This window comes from Streptomyces sp. NPDC020845 (assembly GCF_044334165.1).
Lineage (GTDB): Bacteria > Actinomycetota > Actinomycetes > Streptomycetales > Streptomycetaceae > Streptomyces.
The window spans coordinates 478,331-493,590 of the sequence record NZ_JBIRSJ010000005.1 but is presented as its reverse complement, the minus strand read 5'-3'; the positions used below and the strand labels follow the sequence as shown (position 1 = coordinate 493,590).

Annotated in this window: 15 protein-coding genes, 4 tRNA genes and 1 pseudogene; 15 read left to right on the top strand and 5 right to left on the bottom strand. The window is 70.4% G+C overall.

Annotated features, from left to right (window positions below; genetic code table 11):
- The first annotated feature begins 154 nt into the window (after positions 1–154).
- Positions 155–1,018 (top strand): zinc metalloprotease HtpX, encoded by an 864-nt coding sequence (gene htpX, locus ACH4U7_RS15320; RefSeq protein ID WP_089509729.1) that lies wholly within the window; start codon positions 155–157, stop codon positions 1,016–1,018.
- The gene (locus ACH4U7_RS15315) at positions 1,015–1,413 is read left to right on the top strand and encodes a YccF domain-containing protein (RefSeq protein WP_398528388.1); all 399 of its coding nucleotides are present in this window, start codon (positions 1,015–1,017) and stop codon (positions 1,411–1,413) included. Before htpX ends, ACH4U7_RS15315 begins: the two co-directional genes overlap by 4 nt.
- Positions 1,414–1,528: 115 nt before the next feature.
- Here the strand turns inward: ACH4U7_RS15315 and ACH4U7_RS15310 are convergent, their stop codons facing one another.
- Positions 1,529–2,017 carry a YajQ family cyclic di-GMP-binding protein gene (locus ACH4U7_RS15310; protein WP_398528387.1) on the bottom strand — a complete coding sequence of 163 codons (489 nt, stop codon included), beginning with the start codon at positions 2,015–2,017 and terminating at the stop codon, positions 1,529–1,531.
- A gap of 192 nt (positions 2,018–2,209) precedes the next feature.
- Between ACH4U7_RS15310 and ACH4U7_RS15305 the strand changes: the two genes are divergently transcribed.
- From ACH4U7_RS15305 to ACH4U7_RS15290, 4 genes are all read left to right on the top strand, one after another.
- Positions 2,210–2,291: transfer RNA gene (locus tag ACH4U7_RS15305), tRNA-Tyr, on the top strand.
- Between the two features lie 75 nt (positions 2,292–2,366).
- Positions 2,367–2,969, top strand: a complete 603-nt coding sequence (locus tag ACH4U7_RS15300) for a UTRA domain-containing protein (protein ID WP_398528386.1) — start codon at positions 2,367–2,369, stop codon at positions 2,967–2,969.
- Between the two features lie 1,033 nt (positions 2,970–4,002).
- Positions 4,003–5,169, top strand: coding sequence for a cytochrome P450 (locus tag ACH4U7_RS15295; RefSeq protein WP_398528385.1), 1,167 nt, complete (start codon positions 4,003–4,005; stop codon positions 5,167–5,169).
- A 53-nt stretch (positions 5,170–5,222) separates the two neighbouring features.
- Complete coding sequence (locus ACH4U7_RS15290) at positions 5,223–5,696, top strand: DUF3574 domain-containing protein (protein WP_398528384.1); 474 nt, start codon at positions 5,223–5,225, stop codon at positions 5,694–5,696.
- 52 nt (positions 5,697–5,748) lie between these two features.
- Here ACH4U7_RS15290 and ACH4U7_RS15285 read toward each other — a convergent pair whose 3' ends face one another.
- Positions 5,749–6,408 carry an NAD(P)H-binding protein gene (locus tag ACH4U7_RS15285; RefSeq protein ID WP_398528383.1) on the bottom strand — a complete coding sequence of 220 codons (660 nt, stop codon included), beginning with the start codon at positions 6,406–6,408 and terminating at the stop codon, positions 5,749–5,751.
- Positions 6,409–6,511: 103 nt separating this feature from the next.
- Between ACH4U7_RS15285 and ACH4U7_RS15280 the strand changes: the two genes are divergently transcribed.
- Positions 6,512–7,720 carry a hypothetical protein gene (locus ACH4U7_RS15280; protein ID WP_398528382.1) on the top strand — a complete coding sequence of 403 codons (1,209 nt, stop codon included), beginning with the start codon at positions 6,512–6,514 and terminating at the stop codon, positions 7,718–7,720.
- 15 nt (positions 7,721–7,735) lie between these two features.
- On the opposite strand, the gene ACH4U7_RS15275 is transcribed toward ACH4U7_RS15280, so the two are convergent.
- Positions 7,736–9,034, bottom strand: a complete 1,299-nt coding sequence (locus ACH4U7_RS15275) for an amidohydrolase family protein (RefSeq protein WP_398528381.1) — start codon at positions 9,032–9,034, stop codon at positions 7,736–7,738.
- 222 nt (positions 9,035–9,256) lie between these two features.
- Here ACH4U7_RS15275 and ACH4U7_RS15270 point away from each other — a divergent pair.
- The 6 genes and pseudogenes from ACH4U7_RS15270 (at position 9,257) to ACH4U7_RS15245 (ending at position 11,943) form a co-directional block, all read left to right on the top strand.
- Positions 9,257–9,329, top strand: a tRNA-Thr gene (locus tag ACH4U7_RS15270).
- 56 nt (positions 9,330–9,385) lie between these two features.
- Positions 9,386–9,458, top strand: a tRNA-Met gene (locus ACH4U7_RS15265).
- 83 nt (positions 9,459–9,541) lie between these two features.
- Positions 9,542–9,706, top strand: coding sequence for a 50S ribosomal protein L33 (rpmG, locus tag ACH4U7_RS15260; protein WP_065962933.1), 165 nt, complete (start codon positions 9,542–9,544; stop codon positions 9,704–9,706).
- A 100-nt stretch (positions 9,707–9,806) separates the two neighbouring features.
- Positions 9,807–10,253, top strand: a pseudogene (locus tag ACH4U7_RS15255) (MaoC family dehydratase N-terminal domain-containing protein); the annotation flags it as partial.
- Positions 10,254–10,360: 107 nt separating this feature from the next.
- The gene (locus tag ACH4U7_RS15250; protein ID WP_089509716.1) at positions 10,361–10,795 is read left to right on the top strand and encodes a MaoC family dehydratase; all 435 of its coding nucleotides are present in this window, start codon (positions 10,361–10,363) and stop codon (positions 10,793–10,795) included.
- Positions 10,796–10,887: 92 nt separating this feature from the next.
- Positions 10,888–11,943, top strand: a complete 1,056-nt coding sequence (locus ACH4U7_RS15245; protein ID WP_398528380.1) for a UDP-N-acetylmuramate dehydrogenase — start codon at positions 10,888–10,890, stop codon at positions 11,941–11,943.
- Between the two features lie 194 nt (positions 11,944–12,137).
- Here the strand turns inward: ACH4U7_RS15245 and ACH4U7_RS15240 are convergent, their stop codons facing one another.
- Entirely contained in the window at positions 12,138–13,154 is a 1,017-nt protein-coding gene (locus ACH4U7_RS15240) for an adenosine deaminase (protein ID WP_398528379.1), read from the bottom strand.
- A gap of 186 nt (positions 13,155–13,340) precedes the next feature.
- Positions 13,341–14,579: a pyridoxal phosphate-dependent aminotransferase gene (locus ACH4U7_RS15235; RefSeq protein ID WP_398528378.1), complete on the bottom strand. Its 1,239-nt coding sequence runs from the start codon at positions 14,577–14,579 to the stop codon at positions 13,341–13,343.
- Positions 14,580–14,761: 182 nt separating this feature from the next.
- Here ACH4U7_RS15235 and ACH4U7_RS15230 point away from each other — a divergent pair.
- Positions 14,762–14,834: transfer RNA gene (locus ACH4U7_RS15230), tRNA-Trp, on the top strand.
- A gap of 105 nt (positions 14,835–14,939) precedes the next feature.
- Positions 14,940–15,230, top strand: coding sequence for a preprotein translocase subunit SecE (gene secE, locus ACH4U7_RS15225; protein ID WP_043487404.1), 291 nt, complete (start codon positions 14,940–14,942; stop codon positions 15,228–15,230).
- The last annotated feature ends 30 nt before the right edge of the window (positions 15,231–15,260 follow it).

Genomic DNA, 15,260 nt, shown 5'->3' with positions numbered 1-15,260 from the left:
CTGAGGTCTCACTCCAACGGCCCAACGGCCCGCCACGTGTGCACTAGGGAACCAGCGACCTTCATATGGCGTTGACCAATGCGGAAGGGTCCACTGGAAGGTGGAGACACCGCGAAAAAAGGGTTCCCTTGCGGCATCTTTTGGAGGGCACACCGTGCATCGTCGGCACAACGGGCTCAAAACCGCCGTACTCCTCGGGGGACTGTCCGCGCTCATCATTGTCGTCGGCAGCCTCTTCGGCCGTACGGGCCTGATCATCGCCGTCCTGGTGGCGCTCGGCACCAACGCGTACGCGTATTGGAACAGCGACAAGCTCGCTCTGCGCGCCATGCGCGCGCGGCCCGTGAGCGAGTTCGAGGCCCCCCAGCTCTACCGCATGGTCCGCGAGCTCTCCACCGCCGCCCGCCAGCCCATGCCGCGTCTCTACATCTCCCCGACCGAGGCCCCCAACGCCTTCGCGACCGGCCGCAACCCGCGGAACGCGGCGGTGTGCTGCACCGAAGGCATCCTCCGGCTCCTCGACGAGCGCGAGCTGCGCGCCGTGCTCGGCCATGAGCTCAGCCACGTCTACAACCGCGACATCCTCATCTCGTCCGTCGCCGGCGCGCTCGCCAGCGTCGTGATGTTCCTGGTCAACTTCGCCTGGCTGATCCCGATCGGCCGCTCCGACGACGACGAGGGCCCCGGCTTCCTCGGCATGCTGCTGATCATGATCCTCGGCCCGCTCGCCGCCACCATCATCCAGCTCGCCGTCAGCCGCTCCCGCGAGTACGAGGCCGACGCCTCCGGCGCGCAGCTCACCGGCGACCCCCTCGCCCTCGCCAACGCCCTCCGCAAGCTCGAAACGGGCACCCAGCAGCTCCCGCTGCCGCCCGAGCCCCGCCTGGAGACCGCGAGCCACCTGATGATCGCGAACCCCTTCCGCGCCGGCGAGGGCATGGCCAAGCTCTTCTCCACCCACCCGCCCATGGCGGAGCGCATCGCCCGCCTCGAGGAGATGGCAGGACGCCGACCGTGAAGACCATCCTCAACCTGATCTGGCTCGTCCTCTCCGGCTTCTGGCTCGCCTGCGCCTATCTGATCGCCGGTCTGATCCTCTTCACCACCATCATCGGCATCCCGTTCGGCATGGCCTCCTGTCGCATCGCGGGCTTCGCCCTCTGGCCCTTCGGCCGCACCGCCGTCCCCCGCCGCGACGCCGGAGCGCCCTCCTGCATCGGCAACGTGCTGTGGCTCGTCCTCGCGGGCTGGTGGCTGGCGCTCGGCCACATCATCACCGGCACCATCCTGTGCCTGACGATCATCGGCATCCCGCTGGGCCTGGCCAACTTCAAGCTGATCCCGATATCCCTGACCCCCCTGGGCCACGAGATCGTCTCCACGGACCGCCCCTTCGCGACCGGCCGCTGGTAGCCGCTCCAGCGGAAGCCGGCGGCAGACACATGCCAAGGGCGGGCAGCCCGTGAACAGGCTGCCCGCCCATGCGAAGGAGAGCCGGGGAGCGGTCCCTAGCCGGCAGTGGTGACGTTCACCGGTAGTTGACGAACTGCACCGCGAAGTCGAGGTCCTTGCCCTTGAGCAGCGCGATGACGGTCTGCAGGTCGTCCCGGCTCTTGGACGTCACCCGCAGCTCATCGCCCTGCACCTGCGCCTTGACGCCCTTCGGGCCCTCATCGCGGATGATCTTGGCAACCTTCTTGGCGTTCTCCTGGGAGATCCCCTCCTGCAGCGAGGCGAAGATCTTGTATTCCTTGCCAGAGGCCTGCGGCTCGCCCGCGTCCAGCGCCTTCAGTGAGATCCCGCGCTTGACCAGCTTGGACTGGAAGACATCGAGGATCGCCTTGACCCGCTCCTCGGAGTTGGCACGCATCTCGATCCGCTCGCCTGACCACTCGATCGAAGCGCCGACGTTCTTGAAGTCATAGCGCTGGGAGATCTCGCGGCTCGCCTGGTTGAGAGCGTTGTCGACCTCCTGCCGCTCGACCTTCGAGACGATGTCGAAACTGGAGTCGGCCATCTTGAGTTGGCTCCTCGTACATAGATCTGTCAGGGGCACGGCCCGCCGGACCGCACGGGTCAGCCTAGTCATCCCAGCCATGATCGAGACGGGATCAACCCAGTGGCGGAGCACCCCCTGTCATCGGGTATTGTTTACGTCGTCGCCAGGGGGTTCCCCGAAAGTGGGAACGGAGCTCCTGGTCACATCCCAGGCGGTGTGCCCGAGTGGCCAATGGGAGCGGACTGTAAATCCGTCGGCTTAGCCTACCCAGGTTCGAATCCTGGCGCCGCCACGCTGGGAAAACGGCCCCTGAGCTGCGAAAACGCGGCCAGGGGCCGTTGTTGTTCATGAGGGCGGTGAGCACGACATGGGGATCTTCGTCCGCGAGCCGCGTCGGCGGCGGGTGGAGCGGAACAATGACCGGCACCAGTGGGAGAAGGACCGGGCGCGTCAGTCGCGGGCCGAGCGTCTGAAGACCGGCTCCACGGAGCACGACACCGGGCTGGAGACCGCCGACCTCGTCTTCCGCGCCGAGTACCGCGAGGCCACGGCCGATGAGGACCGGGCGGCGGTGTTCGGGGTGCCGGTCGGTACGCGGCTGCTGGAGCGGATCTACCGCACCAACTGCCGTGAGGACTTCCCCCTCGCACTGGTGCGCTCGTATCTCGTACGCGATGTGGTGGCGGCCGATCCGGAACTGCTCGACGATTCGAATGAACCGTGGCCCGGCGGTACGCAGAGCCAGCTTTATGCGCTCGGCATCGAGCTGGATCGCGTAGAGGAGCGGATTACGGCCCGCCCGCCGACCGTGGAGGAAGCCGAAGAACTCGGGCTGAAGAAGGGCGTCTCGGTGATTCTCCTCCGGAAGATCTCCGTCGACATCAACGGCCGGGTCGTGGAATTCTCCGACATCACGTTGTCCGGGGATCGCACCGAGCTTGTCTTTACGACCCCGCTGAAGCGATGGTGACCACGGGCAATCAATTCATGGAATACGGCCCGTGATCAGCGCCTGCTCACGGGCCGTTTGCGTCGTCCGGAGCGACGTCATGGCGCGGTCGGCTGCTGAGGCGGCTGCGGGGGCGGTTGCTGTGGAGGCGGCTGGGGCGGCGGCTGCTGGGGCGGGGGAGGCGGCGGGGGCGGCTGGGGTTGGGGCTGTTGGGATTGGTTCGGGTCGGGCTGGGGTTGCTGCTGCTGATTCGGGTCCGGCTGGGGCTGTTGCTGCTGGTTGGGGTCCGGTTGCGGTTGGGATTGGTTGGGGTCCGGTTGGGGCTGCTGCTGCTGTTGGTTGGGGTCGGGCTGGGATTGGTTCGGGTCCGGCTGAGGCTGCTGGGTGTCCTGCGGTGGCGGTTGGGGCGGGGGCTGCGCGGGCGGTGGCTGGTCTGATGGCTGGTCGGACGGCGTATCGGGCGGGGGCTGATCCGGCGTGGACGGCTGCGCTTCAGGAGGAGTGGCCGAGTGGGACCGGTGTTTGGGGGATTTGGATTTCGATTTGTATTTGGATTTGGATGGAGCGGGCGACTTGGTCGAGGAGTGGGATTCCCGTGGTGTGGTCGTCCCGGGTGAGGAATCTGCGCTTGCGGCGTAGAAGAAGATCGCGAAAGTGACCAGGGCGACCACCGCGAAGAAGATGCCGATAATGAGTGCGGAACGACGCGAGGTAAAGCGCGATGAATGCAGGCTCATATCTCCATCCTTCCCTCGCCTCTACTCTGCGCTGGTCATCGGCCGCGCACCTCCCCCGAGAGCATGGAATGCACCCCTACCTTCGGGGGGCACGAGTGGTGGCAGCCGATATTCGCGTCGGCATCCGCGGCCGTCCGGGCCGCCGTGAAACCGCCCCGAAACCGCGGTGAAGGCCACCGTCCGCAGGATCTGCGGTATGACCTCACAACACAGCACCGCCACCACCGCCACCGCCCCCGTCCATCTCACCCCGGAGCTCGTCGAGGATCCGGTCGGCGCCTACGCGGAAATTCCGTGCGCAGGACCAGCTCCCCCAGGTGGTGCTGCCGGGGCTGACGACCCCGGCCCGGCTCGTCACCCGCTACGCCGACGTCAAGGCGGCGCTGGCCGAGCCGCGGCTCATCCGGGACCGTTCCAAGGTGCCCGGCGGGGCCGGGGGAGGGGATCCGCAGGCCGAGCTGGTGGAGGCGGCGTTCGAGGGTTTTCCGGCCGAGTACGCGAAGTACGTCGCCGGTCACCTGGCGCTGTTCGACGGCGAGGACCACGCCCGGCGCCGCGCCCCGCTGACCCGGGCGTTCACCGCCCGGCGCGTCGCTGCGCTCCGGTCGTTCGTGGAGCGGACCGCGGAGGAGCTGATCCGTGGGCTGGCCGAGAAGGGCGAGGCGGATCTGCTGGGTGAGTTCGCGTATCCGCTGACCACCGTCGTCATCTGTGAGCTGGTGGGCGTCGACGAGGCGGACCGGGGCCGGGTGTGCGACTGGATACGCGACTTCGCGTACGGCGACGGCAGCCGGATGGCCGACGGGCTCGTGGGCATCGTGGACTACGTCAAGGAGTTGATCGCGCGGCGGCGGGCCGAGCCCACCGACGATCTGATCTCCGCCCTGATCGAAGGCGGCAGGGACAGCAAGGGCGGGGACGGCGACGAGGCGTTCACCGAGGACGAGCTGGTCTCGGTGGTCTTCCTGCTCATCAGTACGGGCATCACCCCGCCCGCCCTCTTCCTCGCCCACGCGCTCCTCGCCCTCTTCGACCACCCCGACCAGCTGGCCCAGCTCCGCGCCGAGCCCGAGCTGCTGGGGCGTGCCGTGCCCGAACTGCTCCGCTATGTCACCCTCGTGCGGATCGGCGCCTCGATGTACGCCACCGAGGACTTCGAGTTCGCCGGGACCGCGCTGAGGAAGGGCGAGCCGGTGACCGTGGCCCTGCTCGCCGCCAACCACGACCCGCGGGAGTACGGGGAGGCGCCCGAACGGCTCGACATCACCCGGGAGTTCGGCCGTGGCGACGGCCATCTCGCCTTCGGCCACGGCGCCCACTACTGCCTGGGCGCGGCCCTCGGCCGTCTCGTCGCCTCGGTGGTCTTCGACCAGGTGCTCATCCGGCGGCCGGCCGCGGCGCTCGCGGTCCGGCGGGACGAACTGGAATTCGGGCACTGGCCTGCGGACGGCTTCCACCTGCTGCGGCTGCCCGTACGACTCTGAGGCGCCGGGAGGCGGTCTGTCGCGGGCGCGCGGGATGGCGGGATGATCAGGGGATGGTGACCTTGAAGCCGCGCATGCGGCTCGCCGCCGTCGGAGTGGCCTTCGCTCTCGCCGCGGCCACGCCCGTCGCCGCGTACGCCGCGCTCGACGACGAGCCCGCGTCCGCCGCGTCCGCTGCCTCCGCCGTCAGCCGGGGCAAGCCGTACGTCGAGACCCGATTGTTCTTCGGGACGCAGCGGCCCGACGGCGGGCCGCCCGTGACCGACAAGCAGTTCATGGCCTTCGTCGACGAGGAGGTCACGCCGAGCTTTCCGTCAGGGCTGACGATCCAGGACGGGCGGGGGCAGTGGCGGGACCGGAACGGGACGATCGAGCGGGAGCGGTCGTACGAGCTGATCCTGCTGTACCCGGTGTCCGAGGCGCGCGAGCACGATCCGCAGATCGAGCGGATCCGGGACGCCTACGAGCGGCGGTACGCACAGGAGTCCGTGGCCCGGGCGGATGACGCCACCCGGGTGGATTTCTAGGGCCCAGGTACATCGCTCAGGACATCACGCGGGACCTCGCTCAGGACATCGTTCAGGACGCTGTGGCCCGCACCGCCTCCGTGATCGGCGTCGGGCCCTTCACCAGCTCCAGCGTGCGGCCCGCCGTACGGGGCTCGTCGAGGAGGGCGAGCAGGACGGCGGCCACGTCGTCGCGGGTCACCGAGCCGTACTCGACGTGCTCGGCCAGGGTGACCCGGCCGGTGCCCGGGTCGTCCGTCAGGCGGCCCGGTCGCAGGACGGTCCAGTCGAGGGCCTGGCGGGCCCGTACGGCGGCGTCCGCCTCGGTTTTGGCGCGCAGGTAGGCGGCGAAGACCGGGTCGGTGTCCTCGGGGATCTCGCGGTCGGTGCCCATGGAGGAGACGATGAGGAACCGCCGTACGCCGGCCCGCTCGGCCGCGTCGGCGAAGAGCACGGCGGCGCCGTGGTCGACCGTCTCCTTGCGGGTGGTGCCGCTGCCGGGGCCCGCGCCGGCCGCGAAGACCGCGGCGTCGGCGGCCTCCAGGTGCTGGGCGACGTCGTCCACCGAGGCCTGTTCCAGATCGCGGACGACCGGTTCGGCCCCGGCCGCCAGCAGGTCGCCCGCCTGCTCGGGGCGGCGGATGATGCCCGCGACCTCGTCGCCGCGCCGGGCGAGCAGCCGCTCCAGCCGCAGCGCGATCTGACCGTGTCCTCCTGCGATGACAATGCGCATGATCCCGACCGTACGCCGTGCAACCCTCGTCGGCACTCGCGAGTCTGATGGGGAGATCAGGCGCTGGCGTCTGTTCAGCCGACTGGAGGAGCCCCGTACCGCCATGACCGCCATCCGTAAGTCCCTCGTCGCCGTCGGTTGTACGACCGTGCTGGTCACCGGCGTCGCCGCGTGCGGCACGATCGAGAACGTCTCGGCGGGGAAGAAGCTGGAGAACGCGGCCGACAAGCTCGGCGAGCGCCGCTCCCTCTCGGTGGAGCTGGACCTCGACGCGACGCCCGAGCAGCTGATCGCCCTCTCCAAGAGCGACAGCGCGGCGGAGCCGATGACGCGCGAGGAGGCGGAGGCGCTGGCCGGGATGCGGGTCAGCGTGTCCATGCAGGCCAAGAAGCCGCTGGCGGAGGCCAAGGACAAGGACCTCGTCGGCGCCCGGGTGAAGCTCAGCGGGCCCGACGGCGATCTCGTCGAGTACCGGATCATGGGCGAGACGGCGTACATACGGCTGGACATGCGGGCGTTCGGCAAGCTGAGCGGCGAGCCCGTGCCGTCCGTCGACGAACTGCCCGAGGACATGCCGGGCGGCAAGGTGCTGCGGAAGCTCTTCGACGGCGGGTGGGTCAAGGTCGACACCGCCGAGCTGGAGAAGGCCCGCGACGGGTTCGGTGCCAAGGACGGGGGCAAGAAGGGGGACGGCGCATCCGAGGTCTCCCCCGAGACCAGCCGGAAGATCACCAAGTCGCTCAAGAAGCTCTTCGCGCGCGAGGTGACCCTGAAGGACAAGGGCCGCCGTGACGGGGCGGACCATGTGGTGGCCACGGGGCCCGTACGGACCCTGCTGACCGGTGTCTTCACCGAGCTGCGGCCGTTCTCCGACGGGATCCCGGGCGGCGAGGACCTGCCGACCGCCAAGGACTTCAAGGATGTGCCGAACAAGAAGATCGCGGTCGACTTCGCCATCAAGAACGGCGCGCTCGCCGAGGCCAGCGCGGATCTCGCTCCGTTCGCCGAGGGGCTGAAGAAGGGCGACAAGCTGCCGCTCAAGCTGACGTTCGGGGAGGGCGGGAAGATCACCGCCCCGTCCGGCGCCACCGAGCTCGACTTCAAGGAGCTGATGGAGGCGGCCGGCGGAATGATGCTGGGCGGGATCGACGACGGGACCGACGCCGCGGACGCGATCTCCGGAGATCACTTCGTCATGGACGGCGATGCGCTGGAGCCCGGGGGTGCCGGCGATATCGACGGGCGGACCGTCGACCTCGGCGACCTCGGCGTCCTGCGCCCGACGGACACGGTGAGCGCCCGGAACCACTGATCCCCAGCCCCCGGTTCAGTCCGCCGGCGGCTGCGGCCGGCCGCTGTGGCCCGTCCGCGCCTGCCGCGGCAGGTCCAGCGCCGCCGCGGCCGCCGAGGCGCAGTACTCGCGCACCGCGCTCGTCCGCGCCACCACGCGCCCCTGGTGGACCACCACCCGGCTGTACGCGAGCGAGAGCACGCCCGGCAGGCCGTCCCCGCGCACCGCGAGCAGCTCCGCCGGGAACCCGGCCTCCACGCGCACCTCGGGCAGCCCCAGCGCGGCCCGGGCGCGCCCGCAGACCGCCTCGTACGCCTCCTCGGGCTCGGCCTCGCCCCGCGAGGCCAGGAGGAAGGCGGCCTCCAGCGGGTCGCCGCGCCCGACCGGGTTGGCGGCGTCCCGGAGCGCCCCGCTGCCCGCGGCCACCCGGACCCCGGCCGAGCGCAGCAGCCGCACCGGCGCGCAGCTCGGGGCGTACGCCCCTCGTGCGCGCCGGTCCTCCAGTCCGCCGCAGTCGCCCTGGGGCAGGCATACGACCGTGACGCCCGCCGCCGCGAGCCGGTCCGCCACCCGTGCCACCACATCGCGCGGCAGCCGCGCCAGCCCCCCGCAGGGGCCGATCGTGACGCCCGGCCGCAGCCCGCCGGCCATGGCCGCGAGCCGGGCGAGGCGGGCCGGGTCGTCACCGTCCGTGTGCAGGTCGACGGCGCAGCCGTGGCGGGCGGCGATATCGAGGACGGCCTCCACATGGCCGGTGGGGTCGGGGTCGAGGTCGGGGCAGCCGCCGATGACCCCGGCGCCCATCTTCACGGCGTCCCGAAGGATCGCCAGGCCGTCCGCCCCGGCCGCGCCGGTCAGCACCCGGGGCACCGCCACGGAGGACAGGTCGGTGAGCCCGCGCAGGGTCTCCCGGGCGCGCAGGACGGCTTCCAGGGACCGCAGCCCGTGCACCCCGCCGATGGGCACATGGGTCCGCAGCGCGGTCGCCCCGTGGCCGAGGTGCATCAGGGCGGCCTCGGTGGTGCGCCGCTGGACGTCCTCGGGCGTGTGCGAGACGGGCCCGACGGTGTCGGCGGTGAGGGCGGTGTCGCAGTGGGCGTGCGGTTCGGCGGGGGCCGGGAGCAGCAGATAGCCGTCGAGGTCGAGGCGGGTGCCGGGGATCAGGCTGCCCGCCGTGCCGACCGCCTCGATGCGGCCGCCGCAGACCCGTACGTCCACGGTGCGGCCGTCGGCGAGCCGGACGCCGCCGAGCACCAGCGCGGGGGCGTCCTCGGGCGCCGTGCCGGCCGCGCCGTCGGGGGTATGGGGCTGCCGCTGCGGATGGCTGTCGGGCATCGCGCTCCTGGATGTCCGGTGGATGGATGTCCTGTGGATGTCCTGGGCTCAAGATCGCTCAGCGTGATCCGAGCCCGAGCCTAGGGCGCGCCGCGGGCGGCTTCCGGGAGGAGCCGAATAGTCGTACTGGTGTGGTGCCTGAGCGGGCGGTGGCGGACCGTGACGGCACCCCCGATACGGATTTCACCTTCGGCGCCCGAGCGTGTAATGTCTTCATCGCTCGCCCCAATAGCTCAGTCGGCAGAGCGTCTCCATGGTAAGGAGAAGGTCTACGGTTCGATTCCGTATTGGGGCTCTGATGTGTGAGATGTCCCGCTCGGCTCAGGTCGGGTGGGGGATCAATCGCATCGCAGCGGTGTAGCTCAGTCGGTAGAGCAAGCGGCTCATAATCGCTGTGTCACCGGTTCAAGTCCGGTCACCGCTACTCACTGTAGCCGATTGTGGGTTCGGTCCTTCGATCGGCTACTATTTCTGCGTTCATCCATCCGTTCGTCAAGGAGCACTCACGTGGCTGCCACCGACGTCCGCCCGAAGATCACGCTGGCCTGCGTGGAGTGCAAGGAGCGGAACTACATCACCAAGAAGAACCGGCGTAACGACCCGGATCGTCTTGAGCTGAAGAAGCACTGCCCGCGTTGCAACGCGCACACCGCGCACCGCGAGACGCGATAAACACGACGGTCAGATCGATCGTATAGACCGCATTCAAGGTCGCCCCCCACATGCGGGGGCGGCCTTGTTTCGTTCCACCATCACAGGAGGTGCCGAGTCGATGGCGCTCGACCAGTCGTTCGTCGGGCGGTCCTACCCGCCCACCGCGCCCTATGAGGTCGGCCGGGAGAAGATCCGCGAATTCGCCGAGGCGATCGGCGACGCCAATCCGGTGTACTTCGATCCGGAGGCGGCCAAGGCATTCGACCACCCCGATGTGATCGCCCCGCCGACCTTTGTTTTCGCGCTCACCTTCAAGGCCGCCGGGCAGCAGGTGATCGAGGACCCGCAGCTGGGCCTGGACTACAGCCGGGTGGTGCACGGCGACCAGAGGTTCGTCTACACCCGTCCGCTGCACGCGGGCGATCGCCTCACGGTCACCTCGACGATCGACTCGATCAAGTCGCTGGCCGGTAATGACATTTTGTCCGTCCGCGGCGAGGTGCACGATGAGGCCGGGGAGCACGTGGTGACCTCCTACACGACCCTCGTGGCCCGCGCCGTCGAGGCCCAGGTCACCCCGGCGGCCCAGGACACCCCGGCGGCGGTCCAGGACATCCCGGCGCAGACCCAGGACGCCCAGGCAGCAGACGCCCCGGCAGCAAAGGACGGCAGATGACAGCCAAGGTCTCGTACGACGACGTCGAGGTCGGCACCGAGCTGCCCGCGCAGGAATTCCCCGTGACCCGCGCGGACCTCGTCCAGTACGCGGGCGCGTCGGGGGACTTCAACCCGATCCACTGGAACGAGAAGTTCGCCAAAGAGGTCGGCCTCCCCGACGTCATCGCGCACGGCATGTTCACCATGGCCGAGGCGGGCCGTGTGGTGACCGACTGGGCCGGGGACCCGGCGGCCGTCGTGGAGTACGGGGTGCGCTTCACCAAGCCGGTCGTCGTGCCGAACGACGAGAAGGGCTCGGTCGTCGAGGTGACCGCCAAGGTCGCCGCCAAGCTGGACGACGAGGCCCGTACGGTCCGCGTCGACGTCGTGGCGACCAGCGCGGGGCAGAAGGTGCTGGGCCGGGCCCGCGCCGTCGTCCGCCTCGCCTGAGACCGCCCGGCGGCAGGGAGCACGAGAGGCGCCCCACGGGCCAGACCAGGCCAGACCAGGCCCCGCCGGGGCGCCCCCGTACTCTTGAGCGCGTGCAGGAACTCCACGACGCGCCCCTGGCCCCCTTCACCACCTTCCGCCTCGGCGGCCCGGCCGGCCGGCTGCTCACGGCCACCACCGACGGCGAGGTGATCGCGGCAGTCCGGGAGGCCGACGCGGCCGGGACCCCGCTGCTGGTCATAGGCGGCGGCAGCAATCTGGTCATCGCCGACAAGGGCTTCGACGGCACCGCCCTGCGCATCGCGACCAGCGGCTTCACCCTCGACGGCGGCCGGCTGGAGCTGGCGGCGGGCGAGAACTGGTCGGACGCGGTGGCCCGTACGGTCGGGGCCGGACTCGCCGGGATCGAGTGCCTGGCCGGAATCCCCGGCTCCGCGGGGGCGACGCCGATCCAGAACGTGGGCGCGTACGGCCAGGAGGTCTCGGCCACGATCACCGAGGTCGTCGCCTACGACCGGCGCACCGAGACCGTCGTGACCATCCCGAACGCCGACTGCGGCTTCTCCTACCGCCACAGCCGCTTCAAGGCCGACCCGGGGCGCCATGTGGTGCTGCGGGTGCGCTTCGCGCTGGAGGACGCGGACGGCCTGTCCGCGCCGATCAAGTACGCGGAGACCGCCCGCGCCCTCGGTGTGGAGGCGGGGGAGCGGGTGCCCGTGGCCACCGCCCGCGACGAGGTCCTGAAGCTCCGCGCGGGTAAGGGGATGGTCCTCGACCCGCAGGACCACGACACCTGGTCCGCGGGCTCCTTCTTCACCAACCCGATCCTGACCGAAGAGGCCCACGCCGCCTTCCTGGCCCGCGTCGCCGAGCGCCTGGGCCCCGACGTCACCCCGCCCGCCTATCCGGCGGGGGAGGGGCGGATCAAGACCTCCGCCGCATGGCTGATCGACAAGGCGGGCTTCACCAAGGGCTACGGCACCGGCCCGGCACGCATCTCCACCAAGCACACCCTCGCCCTGACCAACCGCGGCGAGGCCACGACCGAGGACCTGCTCGCGCTCGCCCGCGAGGTCGTCGCCGGGGTCGAGGCCGCTTTCGGGGTCACGCTCGTCAACGAGCCGGTGACGGTCGGCGTCAGCCTCTGAGACCGGCCGGCGCCTCCCCAGGACCGACCGGCCACCGGGCCCTGCGCCAGCGGCACCGACGTGTCGACGAGCGCGGCGCCCGCCCACAGCGCGATGCGCGCCGTGAAGAGCGCGCACAGGGCCGACTGAGAAGACGCCCGGTCGGCCCAGCGCTCATTGCAGAGGGGCGCGACGGTGAGTGGCCGTCGCCTCGCTCACCCGGCCACCAGCCAGGCGTCGATGTCCGCGAGCAGCCGCGCCGCCACGTCCTTGGGGGCCGCCGAGCCGCGGATGGACTGGCGGGCCAGCTCGGCCAGCTCCGTGTCCGTGAAGCCGTGGTGCTCCCGCGCCAGCTCGTACTGGGCCGCCAGCCGCGACCCGAACAGCAGCGGGTCGTCGGCGCCCAGCGCCATCGGCACCCCGGCCTCGTACAGCGTGCGCAGCGGCACGTCCTCCGGCTTCTCGTAGACGCCCAGGGCCACGTTCGAGGACGGGCACACCTCGCAGGTCACGCCGCGCTCGGCGAGCCGGCGCAGCAGCCGGGGGTCCTCGGCGGCCCGTACGCCGTGGCCCACCCGCTGGGCGCCGAGGTCGTCCAGGCAGTCGCGGACGCTGCTGGGGCCCGACAGCTCGCCGCCGTGCGGGGCCGCCAGCAGGCCGCCGTCGCGGGCGATGGCGAAGGCCCGGTCGAAGTCCCGGGCCAGGCCGCGCCGCTCGTCGTTGGACAGCCCGAAGCCGATGACGCCGCGGTCGGCGAAGCGGACCGCCAGCCGGGCCAGCGTGCGCGCTTCCAAGGGGTGCTTCATACGGTTGGCGGCGACCAGCACCCGCATCCCGAGCCCGGTGTCCCGTGAGGCGGTCTCCACGGCGTCCAGGATGATCTCCAGCGCCGGGATCAGACCGCCAAGACGCGGGGCGTACGAGGTGGGGTCGACCTGGATCTCCAGCCACTTGGCGCCGTCCCGTACGTCCTCCTCGGCGGCCTCGCGCACCAGCCGCTGGATGTCCTCGGGCTCGCGCAGACAGGACCGCGCGATGTCGTACAGCCGCTGGAACCGGAACCAGCCGCGCTCATCGGTGGCCCGCAGTTTGGGGGGCTCGCCGCCGCTGAGCGCTTCCGGGAGGTGGACGCCGTACTTGTCGGCGAGCTCGAGCAGCGTGGCGGGACGCATGGAGCCGGTGAAATGCAGATGGAGATGCGCTTTGGGGAGCAGATGTACGTCACGTGCCATCTGCAGATACTGCCCCAGCCCGGAGCACGCCGGTACCGCTTTCGCCGAACGGGGGCTTGCCCGCACATGAATGCGGGTCTACCTGAATGCGGGTCCAAAGGGGCGCGGGCGCCCGGCCATCGCCGAGCGCCCGCGTCACGCGCCTCTGAGGGGGAGTGCGCGAAAGAGAGGGGGAAGCGCGCGAAATCAGTCGCGCGCCTCGCCCAACAGCTTCTGCAGCCGGGAGATCCCCTCGACCAGGTCCTCGTCGCCCAGCGCGTACGAGAGCCGCAGATAGCCCGGGGTGCCGAAGGCCTCGCCCGGGACGACCGCGACCTCGGCCTCCTCCAGGATCAGCTCGGCCAGCTCCACGGAGCTCTGCGGGCGCTTGCCGCGGATCTCCTTGCCGATCAGGGCCTTCACCGACGGGTAGGCGTAGAAGGCGCCCTCGGGCTCGGGGCACTCCACGCCGTCGATCTCGTTCAGCATCCGCACGATGGTGCGGCGGCGGCGGTCGAAGGCCTCGCGCATCGCCGCCACGGCGTCCAGGTCGCCCGCGACGGCGGCCACGGCCGCGGCCTGTGCGACATTGCTCACGTTGGAGGTGGCGTGCGACTGGAGGTTGGTCGCGGCCTTGACGACGTCCTTGGGGCCGATGAGCCAGCCCACCCGCCAGCCGGTCATGGCGTACGTCTTCGCCACGCCGTTGACCACGATGCACTTGTCCCGCAGCTCGGGCACCACGACCGGCAGCGAGTGGAATTCCGCGTCCCCGTACACCAGGTGCTCGTAGATCTCGTCGGTGAGCACCCACAGCCCGTGCTCGGCCGCCCAGCGCCCGATCGCCTCGACCTGCTCACGCGGGTAGACGGCGCCGGTGGGGTTGGACGGGGAGACGAAGAGCAGCACCTTGGTGCGCTCGGTGCGGGCCGCCTCCAGCTGCTCCACGGAGACCCGGTAGCCGGTGGTCTCGTCGGCGACGACGTCGACCGGGACGCCGCCCGCGAGCCGGATCGACTCGGGGTAGGTGGTCCAGTACGGGGCGGGGACGATGACCTCGTCGCCCGGGTCCAGGATCGCCGCGAACGCCTCGTAGATCGCCTGCTTGCCGCCGTTGGTCACCAGGACCTGCGCCGCCTCGACCTCGTAGCCGCTGTCGCGCAGCGTCTTCGCGGCGATCGCGGCCTTGAGCTCGGGCAGCCCGCCGGCCGGGGTGTAGCGGTGGTACTTCGGGTTGCGGCAGGCCTCCACCGCCGCCTCGACGATGTAGTCGGGCGTGGGGAAGTCGGGCTCGCCCGCGCCGAAGCCGATCACCGGACGCCCGGCGGCCTTGAGGGCCTTGGCCTTGGCGTCGACGGCGAGCGTGGCGGACTCGGAAATGGCTCCGATACGGGCGGAGACACGGCGCTCTGTCGGGGACTGTGCAGGAGGGTTAGCAGCGGTCATATGTGCATCGTCCCAGACCGACGAATAGCGCGGCACACGGGTTTAAGGGCGCCATGGGCGCTTCTCGTTCGACGCCCGGCCCTGGACCACGTACACTCATCCGTCGTTGGCCGCTCAACAGCCGTTTCGCCTCGCGCACTCCATGGAGCCGGGTGGATGCGGTAGGTTGGGTGGAGCCGCAAAGGGTCGTAGCTCAATTGGTAGAGCACTGGTCTCCAAAACCAGCGGTTGGGGGTTCAAGTCCCTCCGGCCCTGCTACACGCACGTTTACCAGGGTGCGTGGGCGCGTACTGAGAATGCACCGCTGTGCGGCCGGGCCGGACGCGGCACGGCCACGACCCGGATTCAGGTGAGGACGTAGTGACGGAAGCCCTTGGCTCCACCGCGACGCCTGAAAGCGGTCGTCCCGAAGAAGAGGTGGCGGCCAAGAAGAGCCGTCGTGGTGGCAAGCGCGCCAAGAAGGGGCCCTTCGGCAGGCTCGCGCTCTTCTACCGCCAGATCGTCGCTGAGCTGCGCAAGGTCGTGTGGCCCACGCGTGGCCAGCTGTCGACGTACACCACTGTGGTGATCGTCTTTGTGCTCATCATGATCGGCATCGTTACCGTGATTGACTATGGGTTCAACCAAGCCATCAAGTACGTCTTTGGCTGACCCTCGAAGGGTGGCGCTGTCCCGAGTTGC

Coding starts and splice junctions, on each gene's coding strand:
- ACH4U7_RS15310 (WP_398528387.1), bottom strand. CDS start 2,017: ATGGCCGACTCCAGTTTCGACATCGTCTCGAAGGTCGAGCGGCAGGAG.
- ACH4U7_RS15300 (WP_398528386.1), top strand. CDS start 2,367: ATGGGGATCTTCGTCCGCGAGCCGCGTCGGCGGCGGGTGGAGCGGAAC.
- ACH4U7_RS15290 (WP_398528384.1), top strand. CDS start 5,223: ATGGTGACCTTGAAGCCGCGCATGCGGCTCGCCGCCGTCGGAGTGGCC.
- ACH4U7_RS15285 (WP_398528383.1), bottom strand. CDS start 6,408: ATGCGCATTGTCATCGCAGGAGGACACGGTCAGATCGCGCTGCGGCTG.
- ACH4U7_RS15280 (WP_398528382.1), top strand. CDS start 6,512: ATGACCGCCATCCGTAAGTCCCTCGTCGCCGTCGGTTGTACGACCGTG.
- ACH4U7_RS15275 (WP_398528381.1), bottom strand. CDS start 9,034: ATGCCCGACAGCCATCCGCAGCGGCAGCCCCATACCCCCGACGGCGCG.
- ACH4U7_RS15250 (WP_089509716.1), top strand. CDS start 10,361: ATGACAGCCAAGGTCTCGTACGACGACGTCGAGGTCGGCACCGAGCTG.
- ACH4U7_RS15240 (WP_398528379.1), bottom strand. CDS start 13,154: ATGGCACGTGACGTACATCTGCTCCCCAAAGCGCATCTCCATCTGCAT.
- ACH4U7_RS15235 (WP_398528378.1), bottom strand. CDS start 14,579: ATGACCGCTGCTAACCCTCCTGCACAGTCCCCGACAGAGCGCCGTGTC.